The following is a 13,049-nucleotide window of genomic DNA, read 5'->3' as shown; positions in this document are numbered from 1 at the left end:
TCTGTGGCCCTGCCGTGCGACGGCTGGCGCGGCCCGCCCATTGTCGGCGCGCGGTTTGGCCCGCATCGTCCTTTTCAACGCGGTCGGAGCGCTTCTCGCCACGTCTCCCGCATCGAGCCAAGAAGGGTCCGGCATGGACTACCCCGACACAAGACGCGGCAGTGTCGTCGAAGAGCATTTCGGCGTTCAGGTCGCCGACACCTATCGCTGGCTGGAAAACGATCTGCGCCGGGACACTGACGTTGCCGACTGGGCGCGCGCGCAGAACGAGACCGCGCGCGACTATCTCGACGCTCTTCCCGGTCGGGAGGTCTTTCGCGAACGCCTGACGGCGCTGTTCGACCACGAAAAGCTGACCACCCCGACAAAGCGCGGCGAACGTTACTTCTTCACCAGAAATGCCGGGCTCGAACACCAGCCGGTGTTGATGATGCGCGAGGGCGCCAACGGCGCGGAACGCGTGCTGATGGACCCGAACCGCTGGTCGGCGGACGGAACCAGCGCCCTGGCCGAATGGGCCCCGTCCCGCGACGGCTCCCGCGTCGCTTATGCCAGCCAGAAGGACGGTGCGGACTGGCGCACGATCCGGGTTCTCGATGTCGAGACCGGCAAGGTGCTGGACGACGAGGTGAACTGGGCCCGTTTCACCGCGATCGCCTGGAACGGGGACGGGACCGGTTTCTTCTATTCCCGCAACCTCGAGCCGAGCAACGACAGCGGCTTTCAGAGCCCGGTGCTCGGCCATTCGGTCTATTTTCACGCGCTCGGGACGGAGCAGTCGGAGGATCGGTTGATCCACGCACCGAAGACGGATGTGCCCCTTCTACACACGGCCGACACCACCCCGGACGGGCGGTACCTCGTGATCTATTCCACCGCTCTGTCCGGCGGAGCGGCTGTGTCAGTCGTCGATCTTGAGGATCCGGCGTTGACGGTGCGGCCGCTGGTCGAGGAATTCGGCACCTTCTGGACCCTAGCGGGCAACGTCGGCCCAAGACTTTACTTCGTGACCCAGGACGGGGCAGAGCGCGGCCGGATCGTCAGCACCGATCTTTCGAAGCCCGAGCCGGAATTCACCGAGGTCGTGCCGGAGCATCCCGAAATGATCACGCGCCTGGCCTCGGTCGTCGGCGACAGACTCCTCGTCACCGCCATGCGGGACGCGAGGACCGAGGTCTTGCGCTACCGATTGGACGGAACGCCCGACGGCACCGTCGATTTGCCAGGGATCGGAAGTACCGGCACGTTTCAAGGGCGGCCGGGCGATGACGAAGCCTTCTTCGTCTTTACCAGCCACGACGCGCCCACGAGCATCTACCGCTACAACGTGGCCGAGAACGCCGTGACACCCTGGGCCGAGCCGCGCGTGGACATCGACCTTGAGACCATCGTGGTCGAGCAACACTTCGTCTCGTCCAAGGACGGCACGCAGGTTCCGCTCTTCGTCGTGCGCCGCCGTGACGTCACCGGTCCGGCACCGACCGTGCTCTACGGGTACGGCGGCTTCGGCATTCCGCTTGTGCCGTTCTTCTCGCCTGCCGCCATGGCCTGGGTCGAGCAAGGCGGGGTTTACGCAACCGCCGCACTTCGCGGCGGCGGCGAATACGGCAAGGCATGGCACGACGCCGGCAAAGGCCAGAACAAGCAGAACGTCTTCGACGACTTCATCGCTGCGGCCGAGTTCCTCAGACGCGAGGGTATCGCGACGCCGGACGGGCTGGCCATCGAGGGCGAGTCGAATGGCGGTCTGCTGGTCGCAGCCGTGGTGAACCAGCGCCCCGACCTCTTTGCAGCGGCGTTGCCGGGGGTCGCGGTCACCGACATGCTGCGCTTCGACCGGTTCACCGGCGGCCAACTCTGGATTCAGGAATTCGGCGATCCGGGCGCCGAGGAAGATTTTCGTAACCTGCTGTCCTATTCGCCGCTGCACACGATCAGGTCTGGCGAGGACTACCCGGCGATCCTCGTCACGACGGCCGACACCGACGACCGCGTCGTGCCTGCGCATTCGTTCAAATACGCCGCGGCGCTGCAGGCAGCGGAAATCGGTCCCCGGCCGCACCTTTTGCGCGTCGAAACGCAGGCAGGGCATGGTCAGGGCAAGCCCACCGACAAGATGATCGACGAAGTCGCTGACAAATGGGCCTTTGCGGCGCACTGGACAGGCCTCGACGTGACGCGCCCGGAGTGAATCCGGTCCCCCAGGACAGGCGCCCGCGGTCTTCTGGCCGCGGGCGCCGGCGACGCGGTCCGCCACGTGATCTGTTGAGACGCCGATATCGTCGTGCGTCATCGGCAGCCGGCCGGCCTCTTCGCGTGGTTTGCAACCTTTTCGGAGCCGAGAGATGAGGATTTCAGGCAATAAGATGCAGCACAAACTGCACCATCCGTCTGAGAACATTCCGATGCGCAGTGCCCTGTGTCGGATTGCCCGCTCAGCCACGGGGGCTTCGGCCGCGATTTGTCTCCTGCTTGGCCCGTTCGCCGGTGAGGCACTGGGACGCGAAGAGATGACCGCGAGGATCGTGCGCGAGGCTTTGGACCTTTGTCATAGCTATGTCGCGGATGGCTCGCCTTCCATGACGCATGTTGAGGTGGAAGGGCCGTTGACCATATCGCTGATCTCGGAAGGCACTACCCACACCTGCTACGTTGGCGCGCTGGATGCGTCCGGGCAGGGCGCGACGCCGACCTGGGGCGAAGCCCGGGAGGCGGCTCGGACGTGGATCGAAGTCCTGGGGGAGTCGCAATTTTCGGGGGACGGGGGAATGACCGTCGTCACGACGTGTTCTGGGGCTGGCACGGCCCTCATCGCCAGCGTCGGGGCCTATCCGGTCCTGCAGAGCAATGAACCCCTGGCCGACGTGCCACTCGCGTCGCGTCCGTTCTTCGCGTTGGTCCAAAGCACCGACCAGCCATGCAACTCCGATGCCACGCCTTGACCGCCCGACCGGCGACGCGCGACCAAAGGTGAGAGCGGACATCTCGGCACATGTAAACCACCGGTTCGGGCGCGGCCGTCTTGCCCAAGAACCTCTGACCGACGTGCGGATATCGCAGACATGCGCTGCGGACGTGGCGAGCATCCGTGCCGCTAGGCTCTGAACCTCAACAGGTTAAATTGAGCGTTTCAAATCCTGGAGGTCGTACGATGTCGAGTTGTCGATCCTTTCGCGCGCGTAGCGCCGCGGCGAGTGTCCCATTTCGCGCCGGAAGGCCTGGGCGAAGGCGCTTTCTGAGGCGTAGCCCGCCTCCGCCGCGATCCGGGCGATGGGATCGCCAGTGCGCACCAGGCGGTCGGCCGCGCGCAGCATGCGCCATCGCGCGAGGTAGGCCATTGGCGTTTGCCCGACCACCCGCCGGAAGCGAACCGCGAAGGTCGTGCGCGACATGGCCGCCCGGCCCGCCAGCGCCTCGACTGTCCAGGGCCGGGCGGGCTCCGCATGAATTGCGGCGATGGCGGGCGCGAGCGCCCGGTCGGCGAGCGCCGCCGTCCAGCCATCCGTCTCGCCCGGAGATGTCGCAATGTGCTGGCGCAGAACCTCGATCAGCAGGAGGTGCGACAAGTGCGCGATGGCAAGCGCGTTCCCCGGGCCCGGCGCTCGGAGTTCGCCGACGATCCGCTCCAGTGTCCGGGCGACTGCTTCGCCGCGGGTGCCGCGCCGGACGACGAGCACGTGCGGCAACGCATCCAGTAGCACGCACGCCGCCGGCCCCGAGACGAGGAAGCGCGCACCGGTCATGAAGAAGTCGCCGCCTCCGCCATGCACCGCCGTGCTTCCGTGTCGCACAGGGGCATAGACCGACTCGGCGTCATGCCCGAGCGTCGCTCTCCGCGCAGAGATGAGGAACGGGCGGCCGTGCGGAAGCACGAAACAGTCCCCTGCCTCGAGCCGGATCGGAGCGACAGGACGACAGGCGGGCCTGGACGTGCCCGCCATGTCCAGGCCGTCCACCACCAGTTCGCATCCGCCCTTGATGACCGCGTTGCACTTCACGCCGGCGTGCTGCTCAAAGCGGATCGCCCAGTCGCCACCGGCATCGAGACCTGCCGCCACGCAATTGTGGGGGCGGAGCATCGAGATGATGTCCGATAGCGGGTCAGGAACGCAGAGGCCGGCAGGAGGCGCTGTCATCGCTTCACTCCGAACGTTGGCGACAAAATACCGTCCCATCTAGCATGGAGCGTTTCAACGTCGCACCACACTTCTTTGGTGAACATCCACTTTGTCTCTGAGGAACAACATGATCCTAATCACCACCCCGACCGGCGACATCGGTGCCCGCGTTCTCAGGCACGTCCTCGATGCCCGCCAGGACGTGCGCGTCATCCTACGCGATCCCGCCAAGCTACCCGAGGAAATCCGAAGCCGTATCGAGTTCGTCGAGGGCTCGCATTCGGACCCAACGACGATTGAACGTGGGCTCGACGGTGCGAGGGCCGTGTTCTGGCTTCCGCCCGGCAACCCGACCGCCCCGAGCGCGCAGGACGGCTATGTCGCGTTCTCGCGTGCGTTCGCGCTGGCGCTTCCCTCGTCCGGTGTCACCCACGTCGTCGGCATCTCTGCGCTTGGCCGCGGCTGGCCGCATCCCGCGGGCCTTGTGACCGCGACACTGGAAACGGACGACATGATCGGCGCCACCGGCGTGAACTACCGCGCACTGTGCTGCGCCTCGCTGATGGACAACATGCTGCGACAGGTCGGCGTGATCCGAGGCGGCGGCGCGTTCTACGCCCCCACTCCGGGCGACCTGTCACTGCCGCAGGTCGCTAAGGCTGACGTGGCCAACGTCGCCGCGGCGTTGCTAACGGAGCGGACTTGGTCGGGCGTCGAGGCGGTGCCGCTACGAGGCCCCGAGGACATCACGCATGTTGAGATGGCGCGGATGATGACGGAGGTGCTGGGCAAGCCGATCCGCTTCGAGGAGATGCCGATGGAGCAGTTCGAGGTGATGCTGGCGGGCATGGGCACGAGCCCTGGCATGGTCCGTGATTATGTCGCGATGATGCGCGCCAAGAACGAAGGTATAGACACAATGGCCAAGCCTGATGACGCACGGCAGCGGCGGACACCGACCACGTTCCAACAATGGTGCGAGCGCGAGTTGAAACCGGTTATCTGACCGGACGACTCCGCATGCCTGAGACTTAAGTGAAAGCAGGAAATTGTTGCATGCCAGCCATCGCGTGGAGATGTGCGGTCTATCATACGTCCGGCTGAAGAGCAGGAAGGCGCAACCGATCAATTCCGGCCGCGTCATCCAAGCGAAGATCGATGCACGGGTATTCTCCGTGATTTCAAATTTTACAAGACCTCCGCACGGCGACCGAGGTGCTGAGGCAGGAGGCTGGACCAAACCTACGCGTGACCGAAGTCTCGCCCGGAATGATCTCGACCGATTTCATCGAGGGTATCGCCGACGACACGGTGACGCAGGTGATCGCCGAACGCGCCGGCGGCCGCATCATCAGCCGCTGCAATACGTGAGAGAATCTCGCGAACCTCGTCGAGGTAGGCGCGTCCGATATCCGACAGATGCACCTGTCGCGTGGTCCGCGAAGAGCCGTGCCCCGAGCGCCCTCTCAAGCTCCCCGACGCCGCGAGTGGCCGAGGGCGCGCTGATGCCGAGAGCCCGCGCGCCGTCAGCAAAGCTCCCCGTATCGGCCGTGGCGACGAAGACCTTGAGGGATTGCAGCCGGTCCATGCCGTTCCAGTGCTTCAATTCTCAAAATTGAAAGCCGCGAATGGCGTGTATTGCTGCGGATAGAAAATCACCAGCTGTTGCCGGAAACGGTTCCGAGTCCAAGATGTAAGCTGGCGGCGGTGGAACTGGAGAGATGATCCAGCATTGTCTCGCCGAACCGTTGGTGGATCAGTGCGTCGGTGGAGTCCCTTCCGCTGCGAAGTAGACCAGCTTCGGGCAACAAGATCTACGTCCACTCCGGCATGACCGCGTCGGGATACCGGGCACCGAACCCGCCGGTCGGGAGGATCTCCGCAATCCGGTCGAGGTCGTTATCTGAGAACTCGAGGTGGACGGCGCTGACATTCTCTTCGAGGCGCGCGATATTTCGCGTGCCGGGAATGGGAACGATGTCGTCGCTCTGCGCCAGAAGCCAGGCGAGAGCAAGTTGTGAGACCTTCAAGCCGCGCGATTCGGCGAAAGCTTCAAGCTGGCGCACGGCCTCGACGTTCTTTTCGAAGAAGCCAGGCTGCCAGCGCGGATCGAAGCTGCGCATGTCGCTCTGGTCGTACTGGTCCGCCGGCTTTGCCGTCCCCGTCAGGAAGCCGCGGCCGAGCGGCGCGTAGGGCACAAGACCGATGCCGAGTTCTCCCAGCACAGGAAACAGGCGTTCAACATCGCGTTCGAACAGCGAATACTCGGTCTGCAGCATCGCCACAGGCTGGACCGCATGAGCACGACGGATGGTCTCGGGCCCTGCTTCGCTGAGCCCGAAATGACCGACCTTGCCAGCCTCGATGAGGTCCTTCACCGTCCCGGCCACGTCCTCGATCGGCACCTCGGGATCGATACGGTGCTGGTAAAGGACGTCGACATGGTCCACACCGAGAAAGCGCAGGCTGTTGTCGAGAACTTCGCGGATATGACCTGGTCGGCTGTCGTAGCCGTATTCGCGCGTCCAACCGAATTTGGTGGCGATCACGACGTCGTCCCGCACCGGCGCCAGCGCTTGCCCGATCAAGCGTTCGTTTTCGCCCCAGCCATACATTTCGGCCGTATCGAAGAACGTCACGCCGATTTCGTGGGCGTGCCTGATGGTGGCGATGGCATCGTTCTCGCTGTCCGACCCGTAAAAATCGGTGATGCCCATGGCTCCGTAACCGATGGCCGAAACCTCCGGTCCGTCCCGGCCAAGCTTGCGACAAGGCAGGTTGTTCTCTTGACGTTCATTGATCACGACTGTCTCCTTTGCGGTGTATGCCGGGTCTGGCATCAAATACCGCGAATTGGCACTGAGTGCCATTTAGGACGTGAGGTGTCAATGCAGTCTTCGTCGGCTGGGTCAAGTCGTTCACTCAAGGAGATCAAGGCGGACGCGGTCGCGGCTTCCATCGCCGAGAGCGCGCTCGCGTTGTTCGACAAAAAGGGGTTTGACAGCGTTACAGTCGATGAGATCGCGTCTGCCTCGGGCATCTCCCGGCGAAGTTTCTTCCGCTACTTCGGGACGAAAGAGGACGTCGTCGTCTCCGGGCATGCTGCGTTCGGAGAGATGATCATCGAGATGGTGAAGGGCCGGCCGCAGGAGGAGGATGTCTGGGTTTCACTGCGGCGTGGCTACGATGTCCTCGTCGACAACGTGGATCGCGACCCCGAAGGAGCGGCCCGGACGATGCGCGTGATCAACAGCACGGCGAGCCTGCGTGCCCATACACTGGAGAAGCATGGCGCTTGGGCGGTCGGCCTTGCCCCCGAAATCGCGCGCCGTCTCGGCGACCTCGACGCACGCCGTCTCGAGGCAGACGCGCTGGTCCATGCATCGTTCGCCTGCCTCGATGTTGCTCTGGCCCATTTTGCCCGAAATCCAAAAGCACGGCTTCATGAATTGCTGGACGCGGCATTCAAAGCTCTGCGGTGATCACCTACAGCGACGTGGCTACGGGCATCCTTCAGAACATGCGGCTGGGATTGCTTTCCGTTTGGGCTTCAAAGAGAGATCGCCGAACGCATGCTGACCTTGGCGACGTGACGGTAAACGTCATTCCCCAGATCGTGAACCTCTTGGCAGCCCAGGCGAAATCGCGCTTCGGCACCGGCGGACGCGTCGGCGGCGTCGATTCTGGCAATCAGGGCAAGACGGTCTGGCGCGGTCTGAATCCGCACACCGTGCAGCGGCCCAGATGGTGCTGTGGTTGAGGGACGGATGGTCGCGGTGCGTCAAGGAGGTAGTTAATCGACGTATTGCCAAGGCGCATGCCGGAGCGCATCGCCCCGGCATACAAAGTCATCTGTCAGCGTGCGGAGATGACGTCCACGACGGCTGCAGACAGCGCGATCACCGCCGCGTTGCGGGTCTCGAAATCGGCGTCGGCGCCGGACAGGTAAATCGCCACGAAGTAAGGTTCGGCGCCCGGTGGGGTGATCATCGCGACGATGTTTCGGGTGAAATCGCCTGCGCCGGACTTGTCTGCGATGCGCCAGTCCCGGGGGACGTGCGCCCGGAAATGCGCGCCTGTCACGCCGCCCGGCGTCATCCATGCCGTCAGACGCGCACGTGACCCAGCCGACAGCGCGTCGCCCGCGAGCAGGGCCTCGAGCGTGCGGGTCATTGCCTCAGGGGTAGTGGTGTCGCGCGGATCCGCGGGGTCGAACGTGTTCACATCGGGTTCTTTCCGGTCGAGCCGAGTAACCTCGTCGCCGATCCCGCGCAGGAACGTCGTGACCTCCTGCGGGCCGCCGAGACGGTCGATCACGATGTTGGTCGCAGCGTTGTCGCTCATGTCGAGCGCGGCGAGGCAAAGATCGTCCACGCTCATCGTGCCGCCGACTTCGTTTTCGGTGACGGGCGCATAGTCGACCATGTCCTCGGGCCGAACCGGCAGCGCCTCGTCCAGATCGATGGCGCCGGCATCGACCTGTGCCAGAACGGCTCCGCACAAGGGCGCCTTGAGCGTGCTGTTCATCAGGAAGCGCTCGTCCGCGCGGTGATCCCAGGACCAGTTGCTGCCGCTGTCGCGCACCACAAGGCCGACGCGCGCGCCGAGCGCCTGTTCGGTTTCGCGGACGAGGTCGACGAGCCGATCCTCGGCGTCTGCCGCCAGTGCAGGGCCGGCGATGAGCATGCCAAGGGCGAGCCTCGCCGCGAGCCGCGGGAGAGTTGAAAGTCGGGGATGCATGGGTACTGCCTCTTGTTGAGCCGGTGCGGGCACGGATCGCACAGCGCTTCAGGCGCTTGCGGGATCCTGCCGATCCGGCGTTTTCGGGGAGCGGACATACTCGGATGCCGCGCCGTGTCACTAGATGAGGTGCAGTGCGCCGCACAAACGAGAAAACCTCGCGCGTGCCATCAACTGGGATAATGCCGATGGATCGCCCCGACATTCCTCTTAACGCCCTGCGGGTCTTGGAAGTCGCGATGCGGCAGGGCAGCTTTACCCGTGCCGCGATCGAGCTGCGGGTCACGCAGGCGGCGGTCAGCCACCAGATTGGCCGTCTCGAGGACCTTCTCGGCACAAAGCTGTTCCTGAGGACCTCGGGCGGTCTGGTGCCGACCGACGAGGCGATGGCGCTTTTTCCGGTTCTGGAGGGCGGCTTCGACGCGATGGCGCGCGCGCTCGACCGCGTCACCGGCCGGCATCATGTGGAGGTGCTGAATATCGGGGTCGTCACCACCTTCGCGGTCGGCTGGCTGATGCCGCGCCTGACGCGGTTCCGGGACCTGCATTCGCATGTCGATCTGCGGATCCTGACCAACAACAACCGGGTCGAGATCGCGCGAGAGGGCCTCGACATGGCGATCCGCTTCGGCGACGGGCGCTGGCCGGGGCAGGAGGCGGAGCCGATCCTTGCCGCGCCGCTGGCCCCGCTCGGCGCGCCCGAAATCGCGTCGCGGCTGCGCGCACCGGGTGACCTCGGTCGCGAGAGTCTGCTGCGCAGCTACCGCGCCGACGAATGGCCGCGCTGGTTCGAGGCGGCGGGCTCCGGCTGTCCCCCGCTGACCGGGCCGGTCTTCGACTCATCCGTGGCCCTGGGGAGCGTGGCGGCCGACAGCGGCGGCGTCGCGCTTCTGCCGCTCGCCATGTTCGAGCGGCAGATCGCCGAGGGCCGCCTGGCGCGACCGTTCGAAGTGACCTTGTCGGCGGGCGGGTACTTCGCGACCTGGCCTGGCGACCGACCCCGGTCGCCTGCCATGATTGCGTTTTGCGACTGGATGCGCAGCGAAAGCATAGGCGCCAGGAAAGTCTGACAGGCCGTCGCTGGCCGTGTCTTGTCAATCGGCATCGCCCTCGCGTCCCTTGGCGAGATGGCTGCGTGCCGTGGCCATGGAGAAACTCCCTTGGCCAAGGGGTCTGTCCCGCCAAATTTCCTCGGAGTTGGGCGCATCGCACTCCGCGTTGCGCAGCATACAGATCCAATTGCTTTCAGGTCTCGCCGCCCAGAGCGGCAAACTTGCCCGGCGACATCTTTTCGGTTCGTTGGAAGGCCATTCCAAAGGCGCTCGCGGACCCGTAGCCAATCCTGTGCGCGATCTCGGCATTGGTCAGTCCGCCCTGTCTCAGCAGCGTCTTGGCGAGCGCCATGCGCCATCCGGTCACATAGTCCATCGGTGCTTGGCCGATCTCTTTTCGGAACTTCTCGAAGAAACCCGAGCGGGACATGCCCGCCTCACGTGCCAGTTCAGCAACAGAAATCTCGCCTTCGGCAGATGCGTGGATGCGCCGCAACGCGAGGGATAGCCGTGGATCGGCTAGTCCGCGCAACAGCCCCGGCGGCATGTCGGTGGCCGGTCCTGATCGAAGCGCCTCGATCAGCAGAACCTCCAGAAGCCGCTCCAGGATCAACTCGCGCCCGGGTCGGTTGGCGCGCGTTTCCTCGTGGATGACCGGCACCAGTGCCATGAGGCGGTCGTGACGGCAGACATGGATCAGCGCGGGGAGGAGTGACACCAGGAGGTCGCGGGAGGGCGCCTCGAAACGGCAATGTCCTACAAGCGCGCGCATGTCGACAGGATCGGAGTCCCGGCCGAGCCGCATCCTACCGGGTTCGACCTCCAACGGGCGGCCCAACCGTTCCGGCTTCGGAGCAACGATACTGGTCATGGTGAAGCCATGCACGTCGGGGATCAGGATGAAGTCTCCGGCCGTCAAAATGATTGCCGCTGGCAGACCAGTCACCTCGATCCGGCAGGTCCCCTCGACGATTGCGCAATAGAACGGACTGGCCATGTCGCGACGCTCGACCCGCCACTGGCCGCCGGCCTCCACCAGCTTCGAGATGGACATCGCCGGCCGGAGCATCGCGACGACGCGCGACAGGGGGTCATCGAGACTGTCAGGAATGAGTTTGGACTCATGATCAATCAAGGTGGACTTTCGTTCATAGGATGGTCGAGTGGCGGCGTCTACCTCTCCTGTACATCGAAACAGGAGAGACACATGTCACGCGTTCTTGTCACCGGCACGTCTTCAGGCTTCGGCCGCGCTATAGTCGAGCACTTCCTCGACAGGGATTGGGAGGTCGTCGCCACGATGCGCACTCCTTCGCCGGAGGACTTGCCCGTCTCGGGCAACCTGCGCCTGCTGCGGCTGGACGTGACCGACGCGACCAGCATCGCCGAAGCGGTCGTGGAAGCCGGCCCTCTCGACGCCCTCGTGAACAATGCCGGTGTCGGCATGCTCAACGTGCTGGAAGGCGCCGAGATCAATCGGGCTCGTGAGCTGTTCGAAACCAATGTCCTGGGGGCCATGGCCATGACACGCGCCGTCATGCCCGGGATGCGCGCGCGCGGTGGCGGCGTGATCGTCAACATCAGTTCCAGCGTGACGCTTCGCCCGCTGCCAGCGCTGTCCATCTACTCGGCCAGCAAGGCGGCATTGAATATGTTCACCGAAAGTTTCGCGCTGGAAGCCGCGGAATTCGGCATACGTGCCCGGCTCGTCCTGCCCGGCAGCGCGCCCGAGACGTCCTTCGGACGCAATGCCGTGGCGCGCATGGGGATGGACGTGCCCGAGGAATACGGCGCTTTCGTAAAGGCCTACTTCCAGAGCCTGCAAGTGGCCACCGAGAAGACACGGGCAAGCGACGTCGCACAGGCCGTCTGGCGCGCCGTCACCGACGAGGGTGCTCCCATGATGCTCCCTGCCGGTGCCGACGCGGAAACGTGGTTTCGCGAAGAAGGCCGAACCGCGGCCTGATCCTTGCGGCTTTCCAGGGCGCGGCCATGTCGCCGCGCCCGCACAATCGTCAACGGATGGACCGATGAACCGACTGATCACTCTCAGCCGCGCGCTCCCCGCGCCAGAGCCCGGCCTTACCGTGGCCTATACGCCGATCCACTTGACCATGCCGGGCCGGCAACCCCTGGAACTGCGCCTGACCGCGCCCGCAACCGGCGACACCGTGCCGATCGTGATCCTGTCGCACGGCTTCGGTCCCTCGAACTATCTGCCGACGAAGGACGGTTACGCCCCGCTTGCCCAGTTCTGGGCCGAAAGAGGGATCGCGGTCGTCCAGCCGACGCATGCCAGTTCCCGTTCCGGGGGGCGCGATCCGGACTTGCCGGAAGGCCCCTACTTCTGGCGTGAACGGGTTGCCGAGATGCGCGCCATGCTCGATCGGATTGATGAAGTCGAACGACAGGCGCCCGCCATCGCGGGTCGGCTGGATCACGGCCGGGTGGCGGTGGCTGGGCACTCGTTTGGCGGGCAAACCGTCAGCTTGCTGTTGGGAGGGCGTCTTGACGGAGAGGATTTCTCCGATCGGCGCATCGGTGCGGGCATACTGCTCGCGGCGCCCGGACGCGGCGGCGCGGACCTGACGCCGGAACATGCGGCGCGCTTTCCGTTCTTCGACGTGGACTTCAGCTTTATCGACTTGCCGATGCTGGTGGTCTGTGGTGCCGAGGACGATCCGCATTTCACCCAGCGCGGTCCTGAATGGCATGCGGATGCCTTCCACGACGCGCCGGGTGCTGACGCCCTTCTGACGATCCAGGGCGTCGGCCATGGGCTGGGCGGGATCGCGGGGCTTGACGCGCGCGAGACCGAGATCGAGGCGCCCGACGCGCTAGAGGCCACCCGGCGGCTGACACTGGCCTGGCTGCGGAGCCATTTCGCCATCGAGCCCGAGGCCTGGATGAAGGCTCAAGCCGCTCTTCGTCACGATGCGTCCGCGCTTGCGGCTATCGTGGCAAAGGCGGCTTGAGTTGATGCCGTGTCATCTAAAGCATCGACCTCTTGGCGGGACAGGAGCATAGCTATTTCGGCACTTTGTTGACGTAGCGAAGGACTGCTGGATTCGGTGCCGCGGTGTGTCGTTTCTTTTTTGCAAGATGGAGCTGGGTGGGTGACCTGCTCCCCTGAAAAGTC

Annotated in this window: 14 protein-coding genes; 9 read left to right on the top strand and 5 right to left on the bottom strand. The window is 64.8% G+C overall.

Features of this window, described 5'->3' with window-relative positions; genetic code table 11:
• Positions 1-133: 133 nt before the first annotated feature.
• Both RISW2_RS20350 and RISW2_RS20345 read left to right on the top strand, forming a co-directional pair.
• Entirely contained in the window at positions 134-2,191 is a 2,058-nt protein-coding gene (locus RISW2_RS20350; protein WP_084615495.1) for a prolyl oligopeptidase family serine peptidase, read from the top strand.
• Positions 2,192-2,366: 175 nt separating this feature from the next.
• A complete protein-coding gene (locus tag RISW2_RS20345) occupies positions 2,367-2,942 on the top strand; it encodes a hypothetical protein (RefSeq protein WP_156943915.1) in 576 nt (191 codons plus the stop codon).
• 174 nt (positions 2,943-3,116) lie between these two features.
• Here the strand turns inward: RISW2_RS20345 and RISW2_RS20340 are convergent, their stop codons facing one another.
• A complete protein-coding gene (locus RISW2_RS20340; RefSeq protein WP_043774488.1) occupies positions 3,117-4,136 on the bottom strand; it encodes an AraC family transcriptional regulator in 1,020 nt (339 codons plus the stop codon).
• A 109-nt stretch (positions 4,137-4,245) separates the two neighbouring features.
• On the opposite strand from RISW2_RS20340, the gene RISW2_RS20335 reads away from it, so the two are divergent.
• Complete coding sequence (locus tag RISW2_RS20335; RefSeq protein WP_043774487.1) at positions 4,246-5,124, top strand: NAD(P)H-binding protein; 879 nt, start codon at positions 4,246-4,248, stop codon at positions 5,122-5,124.
• A gap of 242 nt (positions 5,125-5,366) precedes the next feature.
• On the top strand, positions 5,367-5,489 hold the full coding sequence (locus tag RISW2_RS25845) for a hypothetical protein (protein ID WP_280113181.1): 123 nt from the start codon (positions 5,367-5,369) through the stop codon (positions 5,487-5,489).
• On the opposite strand, the gene RISW2_RS24240 is transcribed toward RISW2_RS25845, so the two are convergent.
• A complete protein-coding gene (locus tag RISW2_RS24240) occupies positions 5,470-5,706 on the bottom strand; it encodes a helix-turn-helix domain-containing protein (RefSeq protein ID WP_341872020.1) in 237 nt (78 codons plus the stop codon). The two genes, RISW2_RS25845 and RISW2_RS24240, sit on opposite strands and share 20 nt — an antisense overlap.
• Positions 5,707-5,932: 226 nt before the next feature.
• Positions 5,933-6,922, bottom strand: a complete 990-nt coding sequence (locus RISW2_RS20330; RefSeq protein ID WP_244437680.1) for an aldo/keto reductase — start codon at positions 6,920-6,922, stop codon at positions 5,933-5,935.
• A gap of 84 nt (positions 6,923-7,006) precedes the next feature.
• Here RISW2_RS20330 and RISW2_RS20325 point away from each other — a divergent pair, with 84 nt between their 5' ends.
• Both RISW2_RS20325 and RISW2_RS24725 read left to right on the top strand, forming a co-directional pair.
• Positions 7,007-7,600, top strand: coding sequence for a TetR family transcriptional regulator (locus RISW2_RS20325; protein ID WP_043774485.1), 594 nt, complete (start codon positions 7,007-7,009; stop codon positions 7,598-7,600).
• A complete protein-coding gene (locus RISW2_RS24725) occupies positions 7,597-7,878 on the top strand; it encodes a hypothetical protein (RefSeq protein WP_156943914.1) in 282 nt (93 codons plus the stop codon). The genes RISW2_RS20325 and RISW2_RS24725 overlap by 4 nt, the downstream gene beginning before the upstream one ends.
• Positions 7,879-7,973: 95 nt before the next feature.
• Here the strand turns inward: RISW2_RS24725 and bla are convergent, their stop codons facing one another.
• Entirely contained in the window at positions 7,974-8,804 is an 831-nt protein-coding gene (bla, locus tag RISW2_RS20320) for a class A beta-lactamase (protein ID WP_244437679.1), read from the bottom strand.
• A gap of 236 nt (positions 8,805-9,040) precedes the next feature.
• Between bla and RISW2_RS20315 the strand changes: the two genes are divergently transcribed.
• On the top strand, positions 9,041-9,928 hold the full coding sequence (locus RISW2_RS20315) for a LysR family transcriptional regulator (protein ID WP_043774481.1): 888 nt from the start codon (positions 9,041-9,043) through the stop codon (positions 9,926-9,928).
• Between the two features lie 175 nt (positions 9,929-10,103).
• On the opposite strand, the gene RISW2_RS20310 is transcribed toward RISW2_RS20315, so the two are convergent.
• The gene (locus RISW2_RS20310; RefSeq protein ID WP_244437678.1) at positions 10,104-11,045 is read right to left on the bottom strand and encodes an AraC family transcriptional regulator; all 942 of its coding nucleotides are present in this window, start codon (positions 11,043-11,045) and stop codon (positions 10,104-10,106) included.
• A 72-nt stretch (positions 11,046-11,117) separates the two neighbouring features.
• Between RISW2_RS20310 and RISW2_RS20305 the strand changes: the two genes are divergently transcribed.
• On the top strand, positions 11,118-11,876 hold the full coding sequence (locus tag RISW2_RS20305) for an SDR family oxidoreductase (protein WP_043774478.1): 759 nt from the start codon (positions 11,118-11,120) through the stop codon (positions 11,874-11,876).
• A 64-nt stretch (positions 11,877-11,940) separates the two neighbouring features.
• Positions 11,941-12,885: an alpha/beta hydrolase family protein gene (locus tag RISW2_RS20300; RefSeq protein WP_043774476.1), complete on the top strand. Its 945-nt coding sequence runs from the start codon at positions 11,941-11,943 to the stop codon at positions 12,883-12,885.
• Positions 12,886-13,049 lie beyond the last annotated feature (164 nt).

Origin of the sequence: Roseivivax isoporae LMG 25204 (assembly GCF_000521865.1) — a bacterium.
Lineage (GTDB): Bacteria > Pseudomonadota > Alphaproteobacteria > Rhodobacterales > Rhodobacteraceae > Roseivivax > Roseivivax isoporae.
Note: the sequence above shows the minus strand (reverse complement) of the source record. Positions and strands in the feature narration are given on the sequence as shown.